The sequence below is a fragment of the Mitsuokella sp. UBA4253 genome, from assembly GCF_002395285.1.
GTDB classification, from domain to species: Bacteria; Bacillota; Negativicutes; order Selenomonadales; family Selenomonadaceae; genus Mitsuokella; species Mitsuokella jalaludinii.
Genome location: NZ_DGWR01000004.1, coordinates 263,975 through 289,855 on the forward strand (window position 1 = coordinate 263,975; position 25,881 = coordinate 289,855).

23 protein-coding genes and 2 tRNA genes are annotated in these 25,881 nt (G+C 59.5%); 24 read left to right on the forward strand and 1 reads right to left on the reverse strand.

All coding sequences use genetic code 11. The annotated features are described in order from the left end of the window. Nucleotides 1-8 precede the first annotated feature (8 nt). The 6 genes from dprA (at nucleotide 9) to codY (ending at nucleotide 7,721) form a co-directional block, all read left to right on the forward strand. Complete coding sequence (gene dprA, locus B2X55_RS02935; RefSeq protein WP_278823421.1) at nucleotides 9-1,103, forward strand: DNA-processing protein DprA; 1,095 nt, start codon at nucleotides 9-11, stop codon at nucleotides 1,101-1,103. Next, a complete protein-coding gene (gene topA, locus B2X55_RS02940) occupies nucleotides 1,066-3,408 on the forward strand; it encodes a type I DNA topoisomerase (protein WP_286820802.1) in 2,343 nt (780 codons plus the stop codon). Before dprA ends, topA begins: the two co-directional genes overlap by 38 nt. Further along, a complete protein-coding gene (gene trmFO, locus B2X55_RS02945) occupies nucleotides 3,405-4,742 on the forward strand; it encodes a methylenetetrahydrofolate--tRNA-(uracil(54)-C(5))-methyltransferase (FADH(2)-oxidizing) TrmFO (protein ID WP_286820803.1) in 1,338 nt (445 codons plus the stop codon). Before topA ends, trmFO begins: the two co-directional genes overlap by 4 nt. A gap of 33 nt (nucleotides 4,743-4,775) precedes the next feature. Continuing rightward, nucleotides 4,776-5,324 carry an ATP-dependent protease subunit HslV gene (gene hslV / locus B2X55_RS02950; RefSeq protein WP_286820805.1) on the forward strand — a complete coding sequence of 183 codons (549 nt, stop codon included), beginning with the start codon at nucleotides 4,776-4,778 and terminating at the stop codon, nucleotides 5,322-5,324. After that, nucleotides 5,324-6,733 (forward strand): ATP-dependent protease ATPase subunit HslU, encoded by a 1,410-nt coding sequence (hslU, locus tag B2X55_RS02955; protein WP_414683478.1) that lies wholly within the window; start codon nucleotides 5,324-5,326, stop codon nucleotides 6,731-6,733. Before hslV ends, hslU begins: the two co-directional genes overlap by 1 nt. A gap of 208 nt (nucleotides 6,734-6,941) precedes the next feature. Beyond that, entirely contained in the window at nucleotides 6,942-7,721 is a 780-nt protein-coding gene (codY, locus tag B2X55_RS02960) for a GTP-sensing pleiotropic transcriptional regulator CodY (protein WP_036373807.1), read from the forward strand. 69 nt (nucleotides 7,722-7,790) lie between these two features. Here codY and trpD read toward each other — a convergent pair whose 3' ends face one another. Further along, nucleotides 7,791-8,807 carry an anthranilate phosphoribosyltransferase gene (trpD, locus tag B2X55_RS02965; RefSeq protein ID WP_286820806.1) on the reverse strand — a complete coding sequence of 339 codons (1,017 nt, stop codon included), beginning with the start codon at nucleotides 8,805-8,807 and terminating at the stop codon, nucleotides 7,791-7,793. Between the two features lie 190 nt (nucleotides 8,808-8,997). On the opposite strand from trpD, the gene B2X55_RS02970 reads away from it, so the two are divergent. From B2X55_RS02970 to B2X55_RS03055, 18 genes are all read left to right on the forward strand, one after another. Then, a tRNA-Pro gene (locus B2X55_RS02970) sits at nucleotides 8,998-9,074 on the forward strand. A 7-nt stretch (nucleotides 9,075-9,081) separates the two neighbouring features. Then, a tRNA-Arg gene (locus B2X55_RS02975) sits at nucleotides 9,082-9,158 on the forward strand. 218 nt (nucleotides 9,159-9,376) lie between these two features. Beyond that, nucleotides 9,377-10,654, forward strand: a complete 1,278-nt coding sequence (locus B2X55_RS02980) for an ArsB/NhaD family transporter (RefSeq protein ID WP_286820807.1) — start codon at nucleotides 9,377-9,379, stop codon at nucleotides 10,652-10,654. A gap of 158 nt (nucleotides 10,655-10,812) precedes the next feature. Next, nucleotides 10,813-11,085, forward strand: a complete 273-nt coding sequence (locus B2X55_RS02985) for a DUF4321 domain-containing protein (RefSeq protein WP_414683479.1) — start codon at nucleotides 10,813-10,815, stop codon at nucleotides 11,083-11,085. A gap of 36 nt (nucleotides 11,086-11,121) precedes the next feature. Then, on the forward strand, nucleotides 11,122-11,727 hold the full coding sequence (locus tag B2X55_RS02990; protein WP_278823427.1) for a Maf family protein: 606 nt from the start codon (nucleotides 11,122-11,124) through the stop codon (nucleotides 11,725-11,727). After that, nucleotides 11,681-12,370, forward strand: coding sequence for a RadC family protein (gene radC, locus B2X55_RS02995; protein WP_036373792.1), 690 nt, complete (start codon nucleotides 11,681-11,683; stop codon nucleotides 12,368-12,370). The genes B2X55_RS02990 and radC overlap by 47 nt, the downstream gene beginning before the upstream one ends. Nucleotides 12,371-12,477: 107 nt before the next feature. Then, nucleotides 12,478-13,518, forward strand: a complete 1,041-nt coding sequence (locus B2X55_RS03000; RefSeq protein ID WP_036373789.1) for a rod shape-determining protein — start codon at nucleotides 12,478-12,480, stop codon at nucleotides 13,516-13,518. Next, a complete protein-coding gene (mreC, locus tag B2X55_RS03005; RefSeq protein WP_036373784.1) occupies nucleotides 13,518-14,546 on the forward strand; it encodes a rod shape-determining protein MreC in 1,029 nt (342 codons plus the stop codon). The genes B2X55_RS03000 and mreC overlap by 1 nt, the downstream gene beginning before the upstream one ends. Continuing rightward, entirely contained in the window at nucleotides 14,543-15,037 is a 495-nt protein-coding gene (gene mreD, locus B2X55_RS03010; protein ID WP_286820809.1) for a rod shape-determining protein MreD, read from the forward strand. The genes mreC and mreD overlap by 4 nt, the downstream gene beginning before the upstream one ends. 81 nt (nucleotides 15,038-15,118) lie before the next feature. Then, nucleotides 15,119-16,903 carry a penicillin-binding protein 2 gene (gene mrdA, locus B2X55_RS03015; protein ID WP_270527933.1) on the forward strand — a complete coding sequence of 595 codons (1,785 nt, stop codon included), beginning with the start codon at nucleotides 15,119-15,121 and terminating at the stop codon, nucleotides 16,901-16,903. Nucleotides 16,904-16,959: 56 nt separating this feature from the next. Then, a complete protein-coding gene (minC, locus tag B2X55_RS03020) occupies nucleotides 16,960-17,610 on the forward strand; it encodes a septum site-determining protein MinC (RefSeq protein ID WP_286820811.1) in 651 nt (216 codons plus the stop codon). Between the two features lie 11 nt (nucleotides 17,611-17,621). Further along, on the forward strand, nucleotides 17,622-18,413 hold the full coding sequence (gene minD, locus B2X55_RS03025) for a septum site-determining protein MinD (RefSeq protein ID WP_036373777.1): 792 nt from the start codon (nucleotides 17,622-17,624) through the stop codon (nucleotides 18,411-18,413). Between the two features lie 12 nt (nucleotides 18,414-18,425). Then, nucleotides 18,426-18,698, forward strand: a complete 273-nt coding sequence (gene minE, locus B2X55_RS03030; protein WP_036373774.1) for a cell division topological specificity factor MinE — start codon at nucleotides 18,426-18,428, stop codon at nucleotides 18,696-18,698. Nucleotides 18,699-18,711: 13 nt separating this feature from the next. After that, a complete protein-coding gene (gene rodA / locus B2X55_RS03035) occupies nucleotides 18,712-19,818 on the forward strand; it encodes a rod shape-determining protein RodA (protein ID WP_286820812.1) in 1,107 nt (368 codons plus the stop codon). 80 nt (nucleotides 19,819-19,898) lie between these two features. Beyond that, nucleotides 19,899-22,553 carry a TIGR03960 family B12-binding radical SAM protein gene (locus B2X55_RS03040; protein WP_286820813.1) on the forward strand — a complete coding sequence of 885 codons (2,655 nt, stop codon included), beginning with the start codon at nucleotides 19,899-19,901 and terminating at the stop codon, nucleotides 22,551-22,553. Between the two features lie 56 nt (nucleotides 22,554-22,609). Beyond that, nucleotides 22,610-24,052 (forward strand): Rne/Rng family ribonuclease, encoded by a 1,443-nt coding sequence (locus B2X55_RS03045; protein ID WP_036373765.1) that lies wholly within the window; start codon nucleotides 22,610-22,612, stop codon nucleotides 24,050-24,052. Nucleotides 24,053-24,238: 186 nt separating this feature from the next. Then, nucleotides 24,239-24,721, forward strand: a complete 483-nt coding sequence (locus B2X55_RS03050; RefSeq protein ID WP_286820815.1) for a hypothetical protein — start codon at nucleotides 24,239-24,241, stop codon at nucleotides 24,719-24,721. A 99-nt stretch (nucleotides 24,722-24,820) separates the two neighbouring features. Further along, nucleotides 24,821-25,846 (forward strand): ABC transporter substrate-binding protein, encoded by a 1,026-nt coding sequence (locus tag B2X55_RS03055; protein WP_286820816.1) that lies wholly within the window; start codon nucleotides 24,821-24,823, stop codon nucleotides 25,844-25,846. The last annotated feature ends 35 nt before the right edge of the window (nucleotides 25,847-25,881 follow it).

Genomic DNA, 25,881 nt, shown 5'->3' on the forward strand with positions numbered 1-25,881 from the left:
GCGATGCTATGGATGCAAGGCAGGATTTCTATCTGGCGGCACTCGCGCAGTGCCCGGGACTCGGCAGCCGCAGGCTCGGCCAGTTGTTACAGACAGGCCTGGATGCCGTGAGCCTCTGGCAGATGCCGGCTCTTGAGATGAGCAGGCTCGTCAAGATGCCGCAGGGGCTCGTCAGCACGATTGACGCATTCCGCAGGGACCATCCCGATATGCCGGAAGCGCTGGCGGATATCTGTGAGCAGCGCGGCGTCCATCTCTGCACGCTGCAGGATGAGGATTACCCGTATTTATTGAAGGAAATCTTTTCGCCGCCGCCCGTGCTCTACTGCCGCGGGACGCTCATGCCAAAGGAGCGCCGCGTCGCGATCGTCGGCTCGAGGCGCCTGAGCCCTTACGGTGAGGCGCTGGCGCTCGAGTTCGGCGAGCAGCTGGCCGCTGCGGGCCTGACGGTCGTCAGCGGTGCAGCGCGCGGCATCGATACGAGGTCGCATCGCGGTGCGCTCAAGACAGGCCGCACGGTCGCCGTGCTCGGCTGCGGCATCGATGTGGCGTATCCGGCTGAAAATCGCCGTCTGCTCGCGCAGATTGCGGAGAGCGGCGCGGTCATCTCGGAGTACGCGCCGGGCGTCCAGCCGCTACCGGCCTTCTTCCCCGCGCGCAACCGCATCATCAGCGGTCTGTCTGAGGGGACGCTCGTCGTCGAGGCGGCCGCGAGGAGCGGCTCGCTGATTACAGCGGAACTCGCCCTTAGTGAAGGGCGCGAGGTCTATGCACTGCCGGGCAGCGTCTTCTCTAAGATGAGTGAGGGCTGCCACCACCTGATCCAGCAGGGAGCGAGGCTTGTGACGAAGCCTGGCGATATCCTCGAGGACATGGGGCTCGTGCAGAAGGTCACGGCCAAGAAGCAGAAGAGCATGACGCCGGACGAGCGCAGGGTCTATCAGGTCCTGTCCTTTGACCGCGCGCTGAGCGCCGACGAGATCCTCATGAGCCTGCCGGATGGAGAGATGCCGAATCTGTCCTTCACGCTCCTGCAGATGGAGCTCAAGGGACTGATCATAGAAAATGAACTGCATGCCTACAGGCGTGCCGAGAGGGAGTGACGGTTTGGCTGCAACAAAAGCAAGTACGGCACCAAAAGCAAAGACAAGAACCAAGACGAAGACAAAGAGAACGCTCGTCGTTGTCGAGTCTCCGGCCAAGGCCAAGACCATCGAGAAATATCTGGGAAAGAAGTACATGGTGCGCGCTTCCATGGGTCATCTGCGCGATCTGCCGAAGAGCCAGTTCGGCATCGACATCGAGAATGACTTCGCGCCGAAGTACATCAACATACGCGGCAAGGGCGATCTCATCAAGGCGCTCAAGAAGGACGCGAAGCATGCCGACAAGATCTATCTGGCAAGCGATCCGGACCGCGAAGGAGAGGCAATCGCCTGGCATCTGGCGTTCATCCTAGGACTTGACCCGTCATCGGATTGCCGCATCGTCTTCAACGAGATCACGAAGCCGGCCATCCAGGAGGCCGTCAAGCACCCGCGCGCCATCAACCTCGATCAGGTCGACGCGCAGCAGGCGCGCCGCATGCTCGACCGCATCGTCGGCTACAAGCTGTCGCCTCTTCTGTGGCGCAAGGTGCGCAAGGGTCTGTCGGCCGGCCGCGTGCAGTCGGTGACAGTCCGACTGATCTGCGACCGCGAGAAGGAGATCCAGGCGTTCCATTCGGATGAGTATTGGACGGTCGGACTCAAGCTGCGCAAGGAGAGATCGGCGATGTTCCAGGCCGACCTCGTGCAGATCGACGGCAAGCGCCTCGCTGTCACCGATGAGGAGGGCAAGAAGATTGCCCTGCACAATGAGAGCGAAGCGATGGCCGTCACGGAAGACCTCGCCAAGCAAGCGCTGACGGTCGTATCCGTGCGGCGCAGTGAGCGCAGGCGCAAGCCCGCGGCGCCGTTTACGACGAGCTCCTTGCAGCAGGATGCCGCGCGCAAGCTCGGCTTCACCTCGCGCAAGACGATGATGCTCGCGCAGCAGCTCTACGAGGGCATTGAGCTCGGTCGCCACGGCTCGACCGGTCTCATCACCTACATGCGCACGGACTCGACGCGCATCTCGGAGCTCGCGCAGCAGGAGGCGAAGTCGTTCCTGCTCGAAGCGTTCGGCCCGGAATTCGTGCCAGAGAAGGCCAACGTCTACGTGACGGGCAAGAAAGCGCAGGATGCGCATGAGGCCATCCGCCCGACGAGCCTCGTCCACACGCCGGAGAGCCTCGAGAAGTACCTCAACAAGGACCAGCTCAAGCTTTACACGCTCGTCTGGCAGCGCTTTGCCGCCAGCCAGATGACGCCGGCCATCTACGACACGATGGCAATCGCCATCAAGGCCGGCGACCGCTATGACCTGCGCGCCAACGGTTCCCGCCTCAAGTTCGCCGGTTTCACGAAAGTCTACGCCGGTGCTGAGACGACGAAGAAGGAAAAAGACGTCCTCTTGCCGGAGCTTGAAGAAGGCGATGTCCTGAACATCGCCAAGACGCTGCCGCAGCAGCACTTCACAGAGCCGCCGCCGCGCTACAACGATGCCTCGCTCGTCAAGACGCTCGAGGAGAAGGAGATCGGCCGCCCGAGCACGTACGCGCCGATCATCGAGACGATCCAGGCGCGCGGTTACGTCCAGCGCATCGACAAGCACTTCCAGCCGACGGAGCTCGGCTTCGTCGTCGTCGACATGCTCGAGGAGTACTTCAAAGACATCGTCGATGTCAAGTTCACGGCCAATCTCGAGAACGAGCTCGATGAGATCGCCGAGGGCAAGGTCCACAAGAACCAGCTGCTGCGGGAGTTCTACGGTCCGTTCGAGCAGACGCTCGAGAAGGCCGACGAGGCCATCGGCCACGTCGAACTGCCCGTAGAGGTGTCGGACGTCCGCTGTGAGCACTGCGGCCGCTTGATGGTCATCAAGCAGGGACGCTACGGCAAGTTCCTCGCCTGCCCGGGCTTCCCGGAATGCCGCAACACGAAGCCGCTCTTGAAAGATACAGGTGTCAAGTGTCCGAAGTGCGGCGGCAAGATCGTCGAGCGCCGCACGCGCCGCGGGCGCACATTCTATGGCTGCGAGAACTATCCGGACTGTGATTACACGACCTGGGATACGCCGCAACAGCAGAAGTGCGAGAAATGCGGTGCCTTCCTCTTGAAGCATCATTTCAAGAACGGGCGCGGCATGCTCTACTGCAGCAATGATGCTTGCGAGACGCGCATCAACCACCCCATCAACAAGGAACTCGAGAAGATGCGCGAGCGCGCCGAAGCCAAGCGCAAGCGCGAGGCGGAGAAGGCGGCAGCTGAAGCCGCAGAACAATCGGCAGAGACGGCGGGAGCGCCCGCTAAGAAGGAGAATCCATGAAAAAAGTCATCATAGTCGGCGCCGGCCTGGCCGGCAGCGAGGCCGCCTGGCAGGCAGCCAGACAAGGTGCGGAAGTCACGCTCTACGAGATGCGTCCCGAGAAGTCGACGCCGGCGCACAAGACGGCCGGCTTTGCCGAGCTCGTCTGCAGCAATTCGCTGCGCGGCGCGGGCCTCGAGAATGCAGTCGGCGTGCTCAAGGAAGAGATGCGCCGCCTTGGCTCCATCATCATGGAGGCAGCCGATGCGACGCGTGTGCCCGCCGGCGGTGCGCTCGCTGTCGACCGCCACGGTTTCAGCGACTACGTGACCGAGAAGGTCACGAACCACCCGCAGATCACAGTCGTGCATGAAGAAGTGCCGAAGATCCCGATGGAAGAGGATGCTGTGACGATCGTGGCGAGCGGCCCCTTGACGGCCGGCAGCCTTGCCGACGATATCGCCGCGCGCACGGGCAACGACTCGCTGTATTTCTACGACGCCGCTGCGCCGATCGTCAGCCTCGAGTCGGTCGACATGACGAAGGCATACCGCGCCTCGCGCTATGGCAAGGGCGAGGCTGCCTACATCAACTGCCCGATGACAAAGGAAGAGTACGAGGCGTTCTGGCATGAGCTCGTGACGGCGGAGAAGGCGCCGACGAAGGACTTCGAGAAGGAGAAGTTCTTCGAGGGCTGCATGCCGGTCGAAGTCATGGCGAGCCGCGGCATCGACACGCTGCTCTACGGCCCGCTGAAGCCCGTCGGACTCGAGCACCCCGTGACGGGGGTGCGCCCCTATGCCGTCGTGCAGCTGCGCCAGGACAATGCGGGCGCGACGCTCTACAACATCGTCGGCTTCCAGACGCATCTCAAGTGGCCGGAACAGCGCCGCGTCTTCGGCATGATCCCCGGCCTCGAGCACGCGGAGTTCCTGCGCTACGGCGTCATGCACCGCAACACCTTCCTGAACTCGCCGCGCCACATGCGCCCGACGCTGCAGCTTCGAGGCGAGGACCATCTGCTCTTTGCCGGTCAGATGACGGGCGTCGAGGGCTACATCGAGTCGGCCTCATCGGGCCTTGTAGCCGGCGTCAATGCGGCGCGCATAGCGCGCGGTGAGCAGCCGCTCGTCTTCCCGGAGGAGAGTTGCCACGGCGCGCTCTGCCACTACATCACGACGAGCGAGGCCAAGCACTTCCAGCCGATGAATGTCAACTTCGGCATCCTGCCGCCCGTCGAGATTCGCGATGCCAATGGGCGCCGCATCCGCGACAAGAAACAGAAGAAACAGCTGCTAGCCGAGAAAGCTCTGGCAGCGATCGAGGCGTTCAAACCGCAGATCTTTGGCTGCTGATAAAAGCGATTACCCAGAAATGAGGGATTATATATGAGTACAGAATTACAGTTCCATGCGACGACCATCTGTGCCGTGCGCAAGGATGGCAAGACGGCCATCGCAGGCGACGGCCAGGTGACGTTCGGCCAGAACACGATCATGAAGTCGACGGCCCGCAAGGTCCGCCGCATCTACCACGGCCGCGTGCTGGCCGGCTTTGCCGGCTCCGTTGCCGACGCGTTCACGCTGTTCGAGAAATTCGAGGCCAAGCTCGAGACTTACAACGGCAACTTGCAGCGTGCGGCTGTCGAGCTCGCTAAGGAGTGGCGCACCGACAAGATGATGGGCAAGCTCGAGGCCCTGCTGCTCGTGGCCGACAAGAGCACGCTCCTGATGCTATCCGGCAACGGCGAGGTCATCGAGCCGGACGGCGATGTCGCTGCCATCGGCTCGGGCGGCTTCTTCGCCCTCTCGGCAGCGCGTGCCCTCGTCAAGCACACCGACATGGAGGCGAAGGACATCGCGAAGGAGGCGCTGTTGATCGCGGCCGATATCTGCGTCTACACGAATCACAATATCAGAGTGGAGGAACTTGACTGATGGAGAACCGTATCGAAAGTATCGGCGTCAACGAACAGACGCCGCGCGAGATTGTAGAAGAGCTTGACCGCTACATCGTCGGACAGGATGAGGCGAAGCGCTCTGTGGCCATCGCCCTGCGCAACCGCTGGCGCAGCCGTCAGCTCACGGGAGCCATGAGGGAAGAGGTCATCCCGAAGAACATCATGATGATTGGCTCGACGGGCGTCGGCAAGACGGAGATCGCCCGCCGCCTCGCGAAGCTCGTCCGCGCACCGTTCATCAAGGTCGAGGCGACGAAGTTCACGGAGGTCGGCTACGTCGGCCGCGATGTCGAATCGATCATCCGTGACCTGACCGAGGCCGCTGTGCGCATGATCCGCCAGGAGCGCCTCGAAGACGTGCAGGACAAGGCGAAAGAGCAGGCAGAAGAGCGCATCCTCGATGTCTTTGTGCCAGAGCCGAAGAAATCACAGAACCCGCTCGGCCGCCTCTTCGGCGGCGATGATGAGGAAGAGAAGGACAAGCCGGCGGACGAGCCGAAGAAGTATCAGGCCGGCCGCGAATGGGTCCGCAAGCGCCTGGAGAAGGGCGAGCTCGAAGACGAGCTCATCGAGATCGATGTCGAGGAGTCGCGCCGTCCGATGGTCGGCATGTTCTCGGGCTCGAGCCTCGAGGGCATGGGCGACAACCTGCAGGATATGATCGGCAACATCATGCCGAAGCGCCACAAGAAGCGCAAAGTCACGGTCGCGCAGGCCCGCAAGATCTTCACGCAGGAAGAGGCCGGCAAGCTCATCGATATGGAAGCTGTTGCGGAAGAGGCTGTCAAGGTCACGGAGTACAGCGGCATCGTCTTCCTCGATGAGATTGATAAAGTCGCGGTCAAGGGCAACAGCTCGGGTGCTGACGTCTCGCGCGAAGGCGTGCAGCGCGACATCCTGCCAATCGTCGAAGGTTCGCAGGTCTCGACGAAGTATGGCCCGGTCCGCACGGACCACATCCTCTTCATCGCAGCCGGCGCCTTCCACATGGCGAAGCCTTCGGACCTCATCCCGGAGCTCCAGGGCCGCTTCCCGATCCGCGTCGAGCTCAAGTCGCTGCGCAAGGAGGATTTCGAGCGCATCCTGACGGAGCCGCAGAACGCCCTTATCAAGCAGTACGAAGCGCTGCTTGCGACGGAGGGGCTCACGCTCTCCTTCAAGCCGGATGCCATCAGCCGTATCGCCGAGCTCGCCTGCGACGTCAATGAGCAGGCCGAAGATATCGGCGCCCGCCGCCTGCACACGTTGCTCGAGAAAGTCCTCGAGGACATCAGCTTCCGCGCGCCGGAGCTCACCGACAAGGATGTCGTCATCGATGCCGATTACGTTAACGAGCGCCTGGCCGACATCGTGATCAACCGCGACCTCTCGCAGTTCATCCTCTGATACAGGTCCGTCAGGTAAGCAGGGTACAGGATTGCCTGTATCCTGCTTGCTTTTTATTGCGGTGCGCATCTCATTGGCCAGAATTCGCGAAAAAAATAAAAAAATCAGCAGATTCTCTTTGACTATTTTGAAAAGTATGATAAACTAAAGGTGTTCAAAAATAAAACTTTCGGAATTCATTCGTCAAGAGATCAAAGGAGCGTATACCATGGCATCTTTACTAGAAAAAACCCGCAAGATCAATCGTCTGCTTCAGCGTTCTGAAAATGTAGAATATGATGGCATCTCGCGTGTCCTCAGCAATGTCCTGAATGCAAATGTCTATATCACCAACAAGAAGGGCAAGATTTACGGCTATGCCTTTGTCGACGATTTTGAATGCGATCTCATGATCGACAAGGTCATCGACCAGGGCGAGTTCCCGAAGCACTATGTCAACTGGCTCATGCGCATGGATGAGACGTGTGCCAACCTGCGCTCGAAAACGGGCATGTGCGCCTATGAAGAGAATACGAAGTGCCTCTTCAACGGCAAGAACACGACGGTTGTGCCGATCTACGGCGTCGGCGAGCGCATCGGCACGCTGATCGTCGCCAAGTATGACGAAGAGTTCGATGACGATGACCTGCTGCTCTGCGAGTACGGCGCGACGGTCGTCGGCATGGAGATGCTGCGCGACCACGCCGAGAAGATTGAGATTGAGGCGCGCAAGAAAGCGACGGTCCAGATTGCCATCAACACGCTGTCCTTCTCGGAACGCAAGGCTGCTTATGCCATTCTCTCGGCACTCGACAGCACGGAAGGCCTGCTCGTCGCCTCGAAAATCGCGGACCAGGTCAAGATCACGCGCTCGGTCATCGTCAATGCCCTGCGCAAGTTCGAGTCGGCCGGCGTCATCTCGTCGAAGTCGCTCGGCATGAAGGGCACCTACATCAAGGTCCTCAACGAGTACCTGCTCGACGAGGTCCAGAAGCTCCGCAACGAGTGAACTCGCATGAGATAAACAACGAAAAAGAGGAACCCGTCTGGGTTCCTCTTTTTCGTTGCCGGATGATGTTCAGGCATTTGAGAGCTGCTTGAATTCCTCGAGCTTCTTGAGGGCAGCGCCCGACGCGATCATCTGGCGGGCAACCTCGATGCCCTCGGCGATGTTTTTAGCCTTGCCGCCCACGTAGATCGCGGCACCGGCATTGAGCAGGACGATGTCGGTCTTCGGTCCCTGGGCACCCTTGAGGATGGCGAGCGTGACGGCTGCGTTCTCAGCCGGATCGCCGCCGCGGATGTCATCCTTCGTGCAGCGCGTGAAGCCAAAGTCCTCCGGCTTCAGCGTGTAGCGGCGATACCAGCCGTCCTTGAATTCGCAGACGCTCGTCGGAGCGCTCATCGAGAATTCGTCGAGGCAGTCCTGGCCGTAGATGACCATGCCGCTCTTGACGCCGAGCGTCAGCAGGACGTTGGCGAGCGGCTCGAGCAGGTACTCATCGTAGACGCCGAGGATCATGCGCGTCGGATGTGCCGGGTTCGTCAGAGGGCCGAGGATGTTGAAGACGGTGCGGATGCCGAGTTCCTTGCGGATGGCGCCGACGTACTTCATCGAGGCGTGGTACTTCTGGGCGAACATGAAGCAGATGCCAATCTTCTCGAGCTCCTCGACGACTTTAGCGGGCGGCTGGTCGAGGTTGACGCCGAGCGCTTCGAGGCAGTCGGCGGCACCGCACTTCGAGGAAGCGGCGCGGTTGCCGTGCTTGGCGACTTTGACGCCTGCTGCGGCGATGATCATGGCTGCTGTCGTCGAGATGTTGATGCTGTGCGCGTGGTCGCCGCCCGTGCCGACGATGTCGAGCACATCCATCGCATGCTCGACCTTGAGCGCATGGTCGCGCATGGCCATGGCCGAGCCCGATATTTCATCGATCGTCTCCGCCTTCGTGCTCTTCGTCGAGAGAGCTGCGAGATAGGCGGCATTCTGGACCTGTGTCGTCTCGCCGTTCATGATCTCATTCATGACGGTGTAGGCTTCGTCGTAAGTGAGATCCTGTTTGCTGACGATCTTCTCAATGGCTTCTTTGATCATAGGGAACCCTCCTGTAGGCAATGATTCGTATGATAGCGTGATGATAAAAGATTCGGCATGACTAACGTTAGCATCCAATTGTAAAGTTGTCAACGTCTCTTCCGCCCTCCTGACGCAATGCCTCCAAAATTTTTGGCGGATGCGTTGACAAGGCAGCGATAAGTCATTATAATAGTAAAGTACGTAATAACGGGATGTAGCGCAGTTTGGTAGCGCGCCTGCTTTGGGAGCAGGATGTCGCAGGTTCGAATCCTGTCATCCCGACCATCCATATGCGTCTGTAGCTCAGCTGGATAGAGCAACGGCCTTCTAAGCCGTGGGTCGCGGGTTCGAATCTTGCCAGACGCACCATTTGAGAGAGATGCTCCGGTTCGCCGGAGCTTTTTTGTTGGGCTTTTCCACCTGAGCGTGAAGTTTGTCTTGCTATCGGGGATTATCTGTGTTATACTAGACATATGTGAATTGCATAGGGGAATTTTAGGCGGAGTCTGTTCAAATAGAGGCTCCGTCTATTTTATTGCAGGCACATGGGGAAGAAGGAAGAACGCCATTCATCAAGGAGGAACTTTATGGAAACACTAGCTGCCATTATCTTTGTGCTGATGTACATGCTGATCGTCTCAGAGAAGGTCCATCGCACGATCGTCGCCATGATGGGCGCCATCATCATGATCATTGCAGGCATCATGCCAGTGGACACGGCCCTGCATCACATCGACTTCAACACGCTCGGCCTGCTCATCGGCATGATGATCCTCGTCAGCGTCACGGCCAAGACGGGGCTTTTCGATTACGTTGCCATCAAGACGGCGAAGGCCGCGAAGGCGCAGCCGCGCCGCCTGCTCATCTACCTCGGCATCATCACGGCTGTCTTCTCGGCTTTCCTCGACAATGTGACGACGGTCCTCTTGATGGTCCCCGTCACCTTCGCCATCACCAATAAGCTGCACATCCCTGTCGTGCCGTTCCTGCTCACGCAGATTCTCGCCTCGAATATCGGCGGCACGGCGACGCTGATCGGCGACCCGCCGAACATCATGATCGGCAGTGCCGTCAAGGAACTGACCTTTGTCGCCTTCATCGAGAACCTCACGCCGGTCGTCATCCTCTGCATGGTGGCAGTCCTCTTCGTCATGAACGTCCTCTACCGCAAGCAGATGGTCACGAAGCCGGAGCTGCAGGCGGAGATCATGCAGATGGATGAGACGAAATCTCTGAAGGACCGCAAGCTGCTCGCGCGCTCGCTCTTCGTGCTCGGCCTGACGATCCTCGGCTTCTTCACGCATTCCTTCACGCATATCGAGTCGTCTGTCGTCGCGCTCTTTGGCGCCTTCCTGCTGCTGTTCCTCGAGGGCGGCAGCCAGCACGCCGTCGACTTCTCGATGCGCAAGGTCGAGTGGGCGACGATCTTCTTCTTCATCGGCCTCTTCGTCGCAGTCGGCGGCCTCAGCGAGACGGGCGTTATCCGCGACCTCGCGACGAAGGCCGTGGCACTCACGGAAAGCGATGTGACGAAGACGTCGCTGCTCGTTCTCTGGCTCTCGGCACTCGTCTCCTCGGTCCTCGACAACATCCCGTTCGTCGCGACGATGATCCCCTTGATCCAGAACATGGGCGCGATGGGGGTAGACAATCTCGAGCCGGTCTGGTGGAGCCTCTCTCTTGGCGCCTGCCTCGGCGGCAACGGTACGCTCGTCGGTGCTTCGGCAAACCTCATCGTCGCTGGCATGGCGGCGGACCGCGGCGTTAAGATCTCGTTCCTGAACTACTTCAAGATCAGCTTCCCGATCATGATCATGACGATTGCGATCTCGACAATCTACGTCTACCTGCGCTATCTGCTCTGACCGGTATCGGAGCGGGAACGGATACAGATACGGCATATGAGCCGGCCCTCTCGGGGGCCGGCTTTTGCATGCAGGGAAGTTTTGGCAGCTGGCAGGATTTCTGGACTGCAGCAAGAATAAATAAAGTAGTAAACATTTTTTTGTTTGGAGGGGTTCTCTTGTCTAAGTTTGGTGGACGTGGATATGGCATGTGTATCCTGTTCGTGATCATCGGTGCAATCCTCGGCGGCATCCTCGGTGAGCTCTTGAAGAATGTGCCGTCGCTAGAAGGCGTCATGCCCTACCTCGTGACGACGTTCCCGGTCTTCGATATGGCACCTGTGACAATCGACCTCTACGTGACCCGGCTGACGGTCGGCCTCGCCTTCATGCCCAATCTCATGAGCATGCTCGGCATCGTCGTGGCCATCGCTCTCTACCGCCGCTACTGAGATCGCATTGAGATGATTTGAGAAAGGAAGGATACCATGTTTATTCTGGCATCTGCGTCGCCGCGCCGCAGGGAACTCCTGCAGCAGATCGACGCCAGCTTTGAAGTGAAGGTCAGTTCCGTGGAAGAAGTGACTGGCGGCAATCTGGCACCTGCTGAGATCGTAGTGGAAAACGCCGTCCGCAAGGCAAAGGCTGTGGCAGAGGCTTTCCCGGGGTATGCCGTGCTCGGGGCCGACACCATCGTCTTCCTAGACGGCAGAGTGTATGGCAAGCCGAAGGACGGCGAAGAGGCAAAGGCGATGCTGCGGGCGCTGGCTGGCAGGGAGCATGAGGTCGCGACGGGCATCGCCTGGGTCCATGCGGGCGAGGTCTTCACGGATGTCGAGACGACGCGCGTCTTCTTTGCCCCGCTGACGGAGGAAGCAATCGATGCGTACGTGAAGACAGGAGAGCCGCTCGACAAGGCGGGTGCCTATGCCATCCAGGGCCGGGCGGCGCAGTTCATCGAGTCGATTGAGGGCTCGTTCTCCAACGTCGTGGGGCTTCCCCTCTACGCAGTCTGCCGGCTTGCCGGAAAGGCAGGCGTGAATCTCTATGACAATCATGGTTCGAGATCTACCGATGGAGGAGCGACCGCGTGAGAAGCTCATCGCCTACGGGCCGGAGTCACTGAGCAATGCGGAACTTCTCGCTGTGCTGCTGCACACGGGGACGCGGGAGCAGTCGGTCCTGCACCTCGCGGAATCCGTGCTCGGCAAATTCAAGGAGCGGGGCATCACGTCCATCGTGCACACGACGGTGGCTGACCTCGCGGGCATCCACGGCATCGGCCCGTCAAAGGCCGCGAGCATCCTGGCTGCTGTCGAGCTCGGCCGGCGTCTCGCGAAGAAGGCGGCTGAGAAGGTCCACATTGTCCATGGCCCCGAGGATGCGGCGCACTTTGCCATGCCGCACCTCTGCTATGAGCAGAAGGAGCACTTTGCCGTGCTGCTGCTCAACACGAAGAACCACATCCTCGGCCTGCGCGATGTCTCAATAGGCAGTCTGTCGGCTTCCGTCGTGCACCCGCGCGAGGTATTCGCGATGGCCATCCGCTACGCGGCCGCCTCGATGATCCTAGTGCACAACCATCCGAGCGGGGATCCGAATCCGAGCCGCGAGGACATCGCCATCACGGACCGGCTCGTCAAGGCGGGGCGGATTCTCGACATTCCTGTCCTCGACCACATCATCCTCGGGGACAATCGCTTCCTGAGTCTGAAGGAAAAAGGCATGATTTCCTGAATAATTCTTGACGTTCCTCTATTTTGCCGTTACAATCCAGTATGAGATGTGGTACAATGATATGTATTGTTTCGATAAGGAAATTCTGAAGGGAGTTTATCAGTAAAATGTGGAGTCTTTTTGGTGGTTTATCTCACGATATGGGTATTGACCTCGGCACGGCCAATACGCTCGTCCATGTGAAAGGCAGGGGGATTGTCCTGCGCGAGCCTTCTGTTGTCGCCATAAAGAGTGATACGGGAGACGTCTTGGCTGTCGGTGATGAGGCCAAGCAGATGATCGGCCGCACGCCGGGCAACATCGTCGCGATCCGTCCGATGAAGGACGGCGTCATCGCGGACTTCGATGTGACGCAGGCCATGCTCAAGTATTTCATCCGCAAGGCGATGAACACGAAGTCGTTCGTGCGCCCGCGCGTCGTCGTAGGCGTTCCTTCCGGTGTGACGGAAGTCGAGAAGCGTGCTGTCATCGACGCGGCACAGCAGGCTGGTGCGCGCGAAGCATACCTCATCGAAGAGCCGATGGCTGCAGCCATCGGTGCTGGCCTTCCGGTCGAAGAGGCGACGGGCAATATGGTCGTCGATATCGGCGGCGGTACGACGGAGATCGCCGTCATCTCGCTCGGCGGCATCGTCACGAGCCGCTCCATCCGCATCGGCGGCGATGAGATGGATTCGGCCATCGTCCAGTACATCAAGCGCATGTACAACCTCATGATCGGCGAGCGCACGGCTGAGGAGATCAAGATCAACATCGGCACGGCCATTGTGACGCCGGAGACGGACACGTCGATGGACATCCGCGGCCGTGACCTCGTCAGCGGCCTGCCGAAGACGATCACGATCCAGGCCAAGGAAATCCGCGAGGCTCTCGGCGAGCCAATCTACAAGATCGTCGATGCCGTCAAGGCGACGCTCGAGAAGACGCCGCCAGAACTCGCAGCCGATGTCATGGATCACGGCATCATGATGACGGGTGGCGGCGCACTCCTCAAGAACCTCGACCAGCTGCTTGCCCATGAGACGGGCATGCCGGTCCTCGTGGCCGAAGATCCCCTGTCCTGTGTCGGTGAAGGCACGGGCAAGTCGCTTGAGAACATCGAGCTCCTCAAGCGCGTCGTCATGACTTCAAAGAAGCTGAGACAGTGATGAGTGGAAAGTACAGAAGGAACAACAACAAGGGGACGGGCAAGAAGATCCTGATCCTGATCTTCGTGCTCATCAGCCTCTTCTGCATCATCTTCTTCGCGGCGCGCGGGCGCTTCAAGGTCCCCGTCGCCCAGCAGGTCGTGTCCGTTGTGCTCACGCCGTTCCAGGGTGCGATCTCATGGGTCGGCAGCCAGCTCAACTACGTGACGAGCAACATCTGGGAGCTCGCCACGATGCACGAGCAGAACAAGATGTTGCGCAATGAAGTCGAGCAGCTGCGCATCCAGAACCTCCACGCGAGTGAGTACGATGCGGAGAACCAGCGCCTGCGCGCACTGCTCGGCTACAAGCAGACGGCGACGCAGTTCGACCTCGTCGCCGCCAGGGTCATCGGCCGCGAGTCGGCCACTTGGTCGAGCGTCATCGAGATCAATCGCGGCACGCGTGACGGCGTTGACGTCGACATGGCCGTCGTGACGGAGAAAGGGCTCGTCGGCCATGTCATCGAGGCCGGCCCGACGTCAGCAAAGGTCCAGCTCCTGCTCGACCCGCGCTCGTCGGTCGGCACGCTTGTCCAGCGCGCCGACTCCCGCGTCGCCGGCATTGTCGAGGGTGATATGGACAACCCGACCATGCCGCGCATGGTCAACATCCCGAAGACGTCTGATGTCGATGAGGGCGATGTCGTCGTGACCTCCGGCTTCGGCGGGATCTACCCGAAGGGGCTCAACGTCGGCACTGTCGCAGAGATGCGCAACGATGAGGGCGGCCTCCTGAAGATCGCTGTGCTCGAACCGGCCGTCGACTTCCAGAAACTCGAGGATGTCATGGTCATCACGGCTTCCCGCGAGGCTCCGCCCGAGCCTTTAAAGACGCCGATGCAGACGCCGGGCACGGAGACGGATCCGGCAGCCCAGGCGGCGGAACAGGCCGCTGCTGCAAATGGCGATGCGGACAGCTCGTCTGATTCTTCCAGCTCGTCTAGCTCGGATGGCAGCGCGGACAGCGGGGAGGGGAGCGCACAATGAAGAATGTAGGCGCAACCGCGTTACTCGTCATCATCCTCTACGCGCTCCAGACTTCCATCTTGCCGCTCATCGCTTACCACGGCGTGACGGCTGATCTCATGCTGCTCTTCGTCACCTCGACGGCGTTCCTCAAGGGGGCGCGCGTCGGCGCGCTCTCGGGCTTTGCCGTCGGTGTGCTGCAGGACATCGCGAGTGGGACGTTCTTGGGCGTGAATGCGTTCACACGCGTCCTCATCGGCTTCTGCGTCGGCAAGTTCTCCGACCAGGTCTTCAAGGAGCAGGTCTTCCTGCCGGTATTCGCGTCTTTGCTGGTGACGACAGTGAACTATTTTATTTTGGCGTTACTTATGATATTATTAGGGTATCGCTTTAATCTGATGGGCCACATGCAGTACACGCTGCTGCCGATGCTCATCTATCAGCTGGCATTCGCTTACCCGGTCCATCATCTGGCCTACGAGCTCGACAAGCGGTACGGGAAAAAAGCATGACAGCAGCCTCTCTGGGGCAGCAGACGTTTTGGCAATGATTAAGGCACCTTGCGGGGTGCCTTTCGTTATGGGAGAGATTCGATTTTGGATAATGATGAAATCAACAGCAGATTACGGACATTGATGATCATATCGGTCCTGGTCATTGCCGTTCTCATCGGGCGGGCTGCCTACCTGCAAATCTACCAGGGGGAGTACTACGCGGGCCTCGCGGACGGCAACCGCATCCGCATCGTGCCGTCGATGGCGCCGCGCGGCACGTTCTACGACCGCAACGGCGAGTTGCTCGTCACGAATCGCCCGGGCTTCTCCGTTTCACTTCTGCCGCTGACAGCGCCGATCTCGGACGATGTCATCGCGCGTCTCTCAGATCTCCTGAAGGTGCCGACGGACGAGATCAAGACGAAGATTGCCGGTCACAGCGGCTTCAATCCCATCCGCATCAAGACGGATGTCACGCCGGACATCGTCTCAATCATCGAGGAGCAGAAGAGCCAGTACCCTGGTGTCGTCATCGAGGTCACGCCAATCCGCGACTACATCCTCAAGCAGGAAGGCGCGCACACCTTTGGCTACGTCAGTGAGATCAACGACACCGAGCTCGAGAAGATGAAGGACGAGGGCTACAAGTCCGGCGACATCATCGGCAAATTCGGCATCGAGAAGATCTACGACAAGGAGCTGCGCGGCGAGAACGGTGGCCAGCAGGTCGAGGTCGACGTGTCGGGCAAGCCCGTGCAGATTCTCGGCCGCAAGGAGCCGGTGCCGGGCGATGACCTCGAGCTCACGATCGACATCAAACTGCAGCAGGCGGCCGAGAAGGCCGTTGACGAACAGCTCACGCAGATTGGCGCCCATGCAGCGGCCGCCGTCGTCATGAATCCGCAGACGGGCGAGATTCTCGCGATGGTCAGCCGCCCGGCCTTCGACCCGAACCTCTTTGCGCACGGCATCTCGTCGAAGGACTGGAATCAGCTCAACAACAATCCGTATCACCCGATGGACAACAAGACCATCACGGGTGAGTATCCGCCGGGCTCGACTTTCAAGATTGTCACGGGTACGGCTGCCCTGACGGAGGGCGTCGTCACGCCGGACGAGCAGATCTTCGACTCTGGCCACCACTGGATCATCCCGAAGGGCAACGCCGACGGCGAGGCGCTCGGCTGGCTGAATTTCCGCTCGGCCCTCGCGCACTCGGATAACGTCTACTTCTACGAGATGGGCAACCGCCTCGGCATCGACCGCCTCGAAAAGTACGCGCGCATGTTCGGTCTGGGCGCGAAGACGGGCATCGACCTGCCGTACGAGGCATCGGGTCTCGTCGCCAACCGCCGCTACAAGGAGAAGAACTTTGATGACGGCGAATGGTATCTGTCGGAGACATTTGATGCGGCCATCGGCCAGGGCTTCAACCTTGTGACGCCGCTGCAGGCGGCCATGGTCATGGGCGAGATCGCAGCTGACGGCAAGCGCTACAAGCCGCATGTCGTCAACCGCATCATCGCGCCGGACGGCAGTGTCGTCAAGGACTTCCAGCCGGAACTCCTGTCGCAGCTCGACGTTCCGGAAGAGGACATCAAGCTCGTCCAGGACGGCCTGCACGATGTCACGAAGTACGGCACGGCAGCTTCGAGCTTCCGTGGCTTCACGGTCGACATCGCCGGCAAGACGGGTACGGCCGAGAACTCACAGGGACGCGATCACGGCTGGTTCGTCGCCTACGGCCCGTTCGACAATCCGAATGTCGTCGTGGCCGTCATCGTCGAGAACGGCGGCTACGGTTCCCAGTCGGCCGTGCCGATCGGGCGCAAGATCCTCGAGGCAGCCTTTGGCCTCAACCAGGACGGCGGCGATAAGAAGTGATGAGCGGTCGTAAGGTCATGAAGGTCGTAAGATAGAGAGGAGAATCGGCAGTCATTATGCATGATGAGATTGTGAAGATCAAGGGCGGGAGAAAAGGGCTGCAGCTGAGTTTTGCAGAGGGCGCCTCTTTTGATGACATCTGGAAGCACATCGAGCAGAAGCTCGAGTCCGGCTCCGGCTTTTTCCTGCGCGGCACACTCGTGCTCGTGCCGCGTGAGCGCTTCCTCAAGGAGGAGTTCGTGAAGCTCCAGAAGCTTTTCCACGAGCATGGCCTGATCTGCAGGACGATGGGGGAAGAGCCTGAGGAAGAGCCAGCAGCTCCGGCCGCCAAGAAGCAGAAGGCCGCTTCATCTGCTGCCCGCAAGAAGGACCCGCATGTGCAGGAGATGGTCGTGGTCAACCGCACGCTGCGCGGCGGCCAGGAGATCCGCACGGAGAGCTCCGTGCTCGTCTGCGGCAACGTCAATCCCGGCGCGCAGATCATCGCAGGCGGCAGCATCGACATCCGCGGCACGTGCCGCGGCCTCGTGCATGCTGGCGCGTCAGGCGATACGGATTCCTTTATCATCGCCGATCACCTGATGCCGACGCAGATCCGCATCGCGAATCTCATCGCGCGCTCGCCGGACCACATGGAGATGACGGAGCGCGCCGAGCGCGCTTCGATAAAAGATGGGCAGATTGTCATCGAACCGATAGAAAGGTAGGAATAAGGGGTATGAGCAAAGTTTATGTAATCACTTCGGGCAAGGGCGGTGTCGGCAAGACGACGACGACGGCAAACCTCGGCGTCGGCCTCGCCATGCGCGGCAAGAAAGTCGTTCTCGTCGACACGGATACGGGCCTGCGCAATCTCGATCTGCTCCTCGGCCTCGAGAACCGCATCATGTACGACCTCATCGATGTGGCAGAAGGCCGCGTGCCCTGCAAGAAGGCCCTCGTGCGCCACAAGAAGTATGAGAGCCTCTTCCTGCTGCCGACCTCCCAGGTCAAGGACAAGACGAGCGTCAACCCAGAGCAGCTCGTCAAGCTCTGCGAGGACCTGCGCAAGGAGTTCGACTTCATCCTCATCGACTGCCCCGCCGGTATCGAGCAGGGCTTCAAGACGGCCATCGCCGCCGCTGACACGGCCATCGTCGTGACGATGCCGGAAATCTCGGCTGTCCGCGATGCCGACAAGATCATCGGTGAGCTCTCGCGCGCCGACAAGGAGGACATCAAGCTCATCGTCAACCGCATCCGCCCGCAGATGGTCGAGAGCGGTGACATGCTCGACATGAACGATATCAACGACATCCTCTCGATCGACTGTATCGGTCAGGTGCCGGACGACGAGATGGTCGTCACGAGCACCAATAAGGGCGAGCCTTGCATCACGATGGAGCACTCGCTTGCAGGACAGGCCTACCGCAACATCGTTGGCCGCATCTGCGGCGAGGACATCCCCTTCATGGAATTCCCGAAGGAGGGCTTCTTCCAGAGGCTCAAGCGCCGCGTATTTGGAGCATAAGGAGGGAAAGGCATGCTGGATTTGGTCAAGAAGATTTTTGGCAAGAAAGAGAGATCGGGGCAGATCGCGCATGACCGCCTCAAGGTCGTGCTGATCCATGACCGCGCCAATGTCTCGCCAGAAGTCATGGACAACCTCAAGAATGACATCATCAAGGTCATCTCGAATTACATGGATATCAATCAGAAGGATATGGATATCTCGCTTGAGAACGACGACAACTCCGTTGCCCTCGTCGCGAATATCCCGGTCAACCGCATGAAGCATGATGCGGGGAAGAAGTGAGAAGACGTACGGAATGATGAACAAACGTTATCTGCGCCGGACGGATTACATCCTCATTGCTGCGACGGCGGCCATTATCGTCATGAGCCTCGTCATCATCGGCAGTGCGACGCACATCAATACACCGAGTGAGGAACGCTACTGGTTTGTCCAGCGTCAGGGCATCTTTGCGCTCGTGAACGTCGCACTGGCGGCCTTCCTCATGAATTTTGACTACAAGGTCCTCGAAGGGTACGGCAACAAGCTCTACATCTTCAACCTGGTCCTGCTCGTGGCCGTCATGCTTGTCGGACAGTCGGCTCTTGGCGCCCAGCGCTGGATCACGATCGGCCCGATCAGCATCCAGCCGTCTGAGTTCTCGAAGCTCATCATGATCATCTCGATCGCGACGATGCTCGACAATAAGGTCGGCCACCTCAACACGATACACGATCTCCTGCCCGTCGCGGCCTACGTCGGCGTGCCGTTCCTCTTGGTCCTCAAGCAGCCAGACCTCGGAACCTCGCTCGTATTCATGGCCATCTTCTTCGGCATGGTCTACGTCGCCGGCATCAACAGGAAGCTGCTCCTGGGCATCTTCGCTGCGGGCATCGCGGCCTTCCCGATCTTCTGGCACTTCCTCAAGGATTACCAGAAGATGCGCTTGACGGTCTTCATGAACCCGAACGTCGACCCCTTGGGCTCTGGCTACCACATCATCCAGTCCAAGATTGCCATCGGCTCGGGCATGCTGTTCGGCAAGGGACTCTTCGGCGGCACGCAGAGCCAGCTGAACTTCCTGCCGGAGAACCACACGGACTTCATCTTTGCCGTCGTGGGCGAGGAACTTGGCTTTATCGGCGTGGTATTCCTGCTCTTCTTGTACCTCATCGTGCTCTGGCGCGGCGTCGTGACGGCGCGCGATGCGGGTGACACATTCGGCCGCCTGCTGGCCACGGGCATCACCTCGATGCTGGCTTTCCACGTGCTCGTCAACGTCGGCATGACGATGGGCATCATGCCGGTCACGGGCATCCCGCTCCCGCTCATGAGCTACGGTGTCAGCTCGCTGACGACGAACATCATGTCCATCGCCATCCTGCTCAACATCGAGCGGCGCAAACAAAAACTTGTCTTTTAGATGGGCCAGAAGGCCCGGCCTTCCCTGTTTCGGTCCCGAGAGAGGGGAGGCTTTTTTTGAGATACGGAGGAAATCAATCAATGGTACGACTCGAACACGAAGTGCTGCAGTCCGTCCTGAAGCCGGCGCGCTACACGGGCGGCGAATGGAATGCCGTCATCAAAGACCACGCGGCTGTGGACTGCACCTGGGCGCTGGCCCTGCCAGATGTCTACGAGGTCGGCATGAGCAACCTCGGCCTCGCCATCCTGTACGAAGTGCTCAACCGGCGCGAGGACATCGCGGCAGAGCGCGTCTACGCGCCCTGGACGGACATGGAAGAAGAGATGCGCAAGCGCAAGATGCCGCTCTTCTCGCTCGAGACGAAGACGGAGATCTCAGCCTTCGACTTCGTCGGCTTCTCGCTCCAGTACGAGATGATCTACACGAATGTGCTCAACATGCTCGACCTTGCGGGCATCCCGCTCTTCGCGAAGGACCGCGGCGAAGCGATGCCGTTTGTCGTCGGCGGCGGCCCGTGCGTCTACAACGTCGAGCCGATTGCCGACTTCTTCGACTTCTTCATCGTCGGCGAGGGCGAAGAGGCAATCGTCGAAGTGTCGGACGCTTTCATGGCCTGGAAGAGAGAGGGGCGTCCGGGCGGCCGCAAGGGCTTTTTGCAGCGCCTGCTCGATGTCCCGGGCATCTACGTGCCGTCTTTCTACGAGCCGGAGTACGACGAAGAGGGCAACTACCGAGCCCTGCGCCCGCTTGTTGAGGCGGCCAAGCCCGTCATCTACAAGCGTGTCATCCGTGATATGGACGATGCTATCTCGGTCGAGCATCCCGTCGTGCCGTACATGGACATCGTGCACAACCGCATCATGCTCGAGCTCTTCCGCGGCTGCTCGCGCGGCTGCCGCTTCTGCCAGGCGGGCATCTGCTACCGCCCGGCCCGCGAGCGCACGGAGGAGAACCTGCGCAAGATGGCCCGCGGCCTCGTCGATGCGACGGGCTACGACGAGATGAGCCTGACCTCGCTGTCGTCGGCCGATTACTCCTGCCTCGGCCGACTCGTCGATGACCTCATGGCGGACTTCCGCGACGAGAAGGTCAGCTTCTCCCTGCCGTCCCTGCGCATCGACAGCTTCTCCATCGACCTCGCCCACAAGATGCAGCAGGTGAGGAAGTCTGGCCTGACCTTCGCGCCGGAAGCGGGCACGCAGCGCCTGCGCGACGTCATCAACAAGGGCGTGACGGAAGAGAACCTCATGAAGGCCTGCGGCGCTGCCTTCCGTCAGGGCTGGAAGCAGGTCAAGCTCTACTTCATGATGGGCTTGCCGACGGAGACGGACGAGGACGTCATCGGCATTGCCGAGCTCGCCAAGAAGGTCGTCGACCTCTACACCGAGATCAAGGGCAAGCGCGGCTGCAAGGTCACGATCTCCGTCGCCTGCTTCGTGCCGAAGCCGTACACGCCGTTCCAGTGGTTCGGCCAACTGCCCATCGAGGAGTTCCAGCGCCGCCAGCAGCTCCTCAAGGAGCACATCACGGACCGCGCCATCACCTTCAACTACCATGATGCGCGCCTCTCTGTCATCGAGGGCGTCTTCGCGCGCGGCGACCGCCGTCTCGCCAAGGTGCTTCATCAGGCTTGGCAGGATGGCGCGAAGTTCGACGGCTGGTCGGACCTCTACCGCGATGATGTCTGGCACGAGGCCTTCCGCAAGTGCGGCATCGACATGGGCTACTACAACATGCGCACGCGCAACTTCAACGAGCCGCTGCCGTGGCTCGTCACCTCGCCAGGCGTCAACCAGGAGTTCCTGCTGCGCGAGTGGCATCACGCGATGAACGCGAGCCTGACGGAAGACTGTCGCCGCGGCCGCTGCACGGCCTGCGGCATCTGCCCGAACCTCGGCGTGCACGTCATCGACTACAAGAAGCAGGAAGACGCGCGCCTCGAACAGGAAAATCAGGAAGCGCAGAGCGAGCAGGAAAAGAGGGCTGACGCAGCGAAACAGGAGAGCGAGCAGTCGCATGACCCGAAGGGCCCCGGCCGCCCGCGCACGCTCTACGCATGGCGCGCCGAGATCACGAAGGGAGAGGAGCTCCGCTACGTCTCGCATCTTGACTATGCGAACCTCTTCCTGCGCGCATTTGACCGCGCCAAGCTGCCGATGGCCTATTCTGAGGGCTTCAACCCGCACATGAAGGTGGCCTTCGCCTCGGCGCTCTCGCTCGGTGTCACGAGCGCCTCGGAGTACATGGACTTTGAGCTCACGAAGCCCTTATGCCAGCCCGAAATCTTCGATCGCCTGCAGAAGGAACTGCCGCCGGGCGCCAAGCTCTTGAAGCTGCGCGAGATCCGCGGCAAGCACAAGGCCCTGATGTCGGAGGCCGACGAGGCCATCTACACCCTGCGCGTGCCGTTTGCTGGCACCGAGGCGCAGGCAAAGGCGAGCATCGGCGCCTACAACAGGGCAGAGGAGGCCGTCTGGCACCGCGTGACGCCGAAGAAGACGCGCGACATCGAGACGAAGCAGTACATGAAGAAGCCGGTGGCCTTCCACATGGAAGATGGTGAGCTCCAGCTGACGATGGACATCGTCATCACGCAGTCGGGCAGCGTCAAGCCACTCGAAGTCCTCTCGCTGATCGCCAAGGATTTCGGGCTCGCGGTCAATCCGGCCGAGGCCCTCATCGAGCGCCAGGGCATTTTCGGCCACGGCAAGAAGCTCATTGACCTTGCCTGAGCACAGGCATTCACATCTGGGAATCGAAACATCAAGGATTGGAGTGAGGTGACGTTATGAGATCCATCATCGTGAATATGGTGCCAGAGGAGACTTGCATGGCCATCCTCGAGGACGGCGAGCTGCAGGCGGTGGAGATGGAGCGTTCCTCGCATTCGCATCTCGTCGGCAACATCTACAAGGGGCGCGTGCAGAACGTCCTGCCGGGCATGCAGGCCGCCTTTGTCGACATCGGCACCGGGAAGAACGCCTTCCTGTACATCGGCGACGGCCTGCCACACGAGACGATCGAGTCCATGCCGCAGAACGCGCGCATCCACATCGGGCAGAGCCTGCCCATCCAGATCGTCAAGGACGCCATCGGCACGAAGGGGCCGCGCGCGACGATGCACATCTCCCTGCCGGGGCGCAACGTCGTCTTGATGCCGACAGCCGCCTACATCGGCATGTCGCGGCGCATTGAGGACGAGGCGGAGCGTGCGCGCCTGCACGCGATCGCTGAGCGCATCTGCCCCAAGGGCATGGGGCTCATCATCCGCACGGTCGCCGCGGGCCAGAGCGAGGAGAACCTCGCCGCTGACGTGCGCTACCTCGTGCGGCTCTGGGAGTCCATCCTCGCGCGCTACAGGCTCAAGTCGAAGGGCTCCGCGCTCCTCTACCGCGACGCTGACCTCCTCATACGCCTTGTGCGCGACCGCTTCAGCGCAGATGTCGATGAGCTCGTTATCGACGACAAAGAGGCCTACCAGCGCGTCTGCAGTCTCGTCGAGGCTATCTCGCCGGAGCTCGTCGGCCGCATCCGCTATTACGAGGCGAAGACGCCGATATTCAAGGCGTACCACATCGAGGAGGAGATCGATAAGCTCGGTGCCCGCGAGGTCGAGCTCAAATCGGGCGGCTTCCTCGTCATCGATAAGACAGAAGCCCTGACCGTCATTGACGTCAACACGGGCAAGTACGTCGGCAAGACGAATCTCGGCGACACTGTCTACCAGACGAACCTCGAGGCCGCTGCCGAGATCCTCAAGCAGATTCGCCTGCGCGACATCGGAGGCATCATCATCGTCGACTTCATCGACATGGAGAAAGAGTCGCAGAAAGAAGAGCTGCTTGCCTACATGCGCGGGCAGGTCAAGCATGACCGCACGAAGACGAATATCGTCGATATCACGAGCCTCGGGCTCGTCGAGATCACGCGCAAGAAGACGCGCCAGAACATCGACAGCATCGTCTACAGCGAGTGTCCCATCTGCCACGGCCGCGGCCGCATCGAGTCGCCCGAGACCGTCGCCATCCGCATCAGCCGCGACATCCGCCGCATGGAGCGCAAATCCCACGCGCGCGAGGGCTATGAGATCGAAGTCCATGAGACCGTCGCCGAAGAGCTCCAGGCAAACCAGCTCATGATGAACCTCGCCGCCGAGTTCGGCACCGACATCAAAGTCACCGTCAAGCCCGGCATGCATCCCGAGAACTACACCATCCTTCAGCAGAGCTGAGTGATTTCCATCCCTGCCAAAGCCATGTTCCATGACATGACTCTGGCAGGGATGTTTCTTTTTATAGATTCTTGTCGATGTTGACTGAAATCATGAACAAATGCCACAAATGTCTTGCGGGGGGGACATTTATAGTATGATAGGACTTAGCAACACTTAATTAAACTGTAAGAGGTTTCTAAATCGTTGCTCAGAGCAAATGGTTTTATCGTTGACTATGGGGGAACCCCGGAAGAAAGGGCGATTCACATGAATCAAAGAAAAAAAGCCATGATGGCTGTCGCTGTGGGATTGGGGATGTCTGTATCCGCTGCCTTCTCGGCATCGGCCAGCGCAGCACCTGTCATGGATGTCTCTTCTGTTTCGATTGAAGGGAATCAGCATTGGAGCGAGGGCATGATCCGCCGCATGGTGCCGTCCCTGAACAAATCGCAGATCGACGTTGCGGAATTATCCAAAGAACTGCAGCTCGTCAATGACACGGGCGACGAGACGGCGAAGATCTTTCTAAGCAGCAAGGGCAGGCGCGAGGGCATCGACAGCGACCTCGCGGCCTTCCTCGACTACATCGAGTGCAAAGCGCCGAAAGGGAAATCAGGGCATCCCACAACATTTTGCATTGACCCATTTTTATCCTTGATAATAGGAAATCCTTATGTCGGTAATTAGCAGGATTATCCTACCAAAGTCCAGAATTAACGTATTGTTTTGAATAGACAAAAATCATAAAATTAAAGTAACGAATCAAGAGGCAAAGGAGGAGAAAATATGAAGTTCGGTAAAATAACCATGTTCCTGACCGCAGCGACTCTGGCAGGCAGCATGCTCCTGGCAGGATGCGGTGGCGAAAGCAATTCATCCAGCAGTTCAAGTGCCAAAGATGACGGGAATGTCCTGGTGGTCTACAACTGCAATACGGATGACTGGACGGCTCCGATAGTCAAGGAATTCCAGGAAGAGACGGGCATCGAAGTCCAGCTCGTTTCCGGTGGTTCCGGCGAATTGATGGCACGCGTGAAAGCAGAGAAAGACAATCCGCTCGGCGATGTCATGTGGGGTGGTTCGGGCGACTCTTATCTGGCACTTTCCCCGTACCTGGAACCATATGAGTCTCCTGAGAAAGCGAATATCAATCCGCAATTTGTCGTAGCAGACAATTCGTTCTACAACATCACGATGGATCCTTATGTCATCGCTTACAATACGGATCTGGTCAATCCGGGAGAAGCGCCGACCAGCTGGAAAGATTTGCTCGATCCGAAATGGAAAGGGAAAATCGCCATTGCTGATCCGGCAAAATCCAGTTCGACGTATGCTGTACTGCTGACCATGATGGATAAGCTGGGCGGAGATCCGGCCATCATCAATCAGCTCGTGAAGAATCTTGACGGCAAGATTGCCAGTGGCTCGGCTGCTCAGATCAAATCCCTTTCGGATGGCGAATATGCACTGACTGCCACGTTTGAAGAGGCTGTCATGAAGTATATCGTCAATGGTTCGCATATGAAGATTGTCTATCCGGCAGAGGGAACTGCCATCAGTACGGGCGGCATTGGCATCATCAAGGGTGCAAAACACATGGACAACGCGAAGAAGTTCATCGATTTTGCCATGAGCAAGAAAGTACACGAGCGCTTTGCCCAGTATCAGCGCCGTTCAACGCGCACAGATATCCCGACTCCGTCGGATCTGAAGCCGGTCTCGGAAATCAATTATGTGCCATTTGACACGAAGCATGCCGTTGAATACAAAGATACGTTCTTGGGACTCTGGCGCAAAGCCGTAACGCAGTAAAAGTGAACAGGTGGAGGAGGGTGGCTTCCCACCCT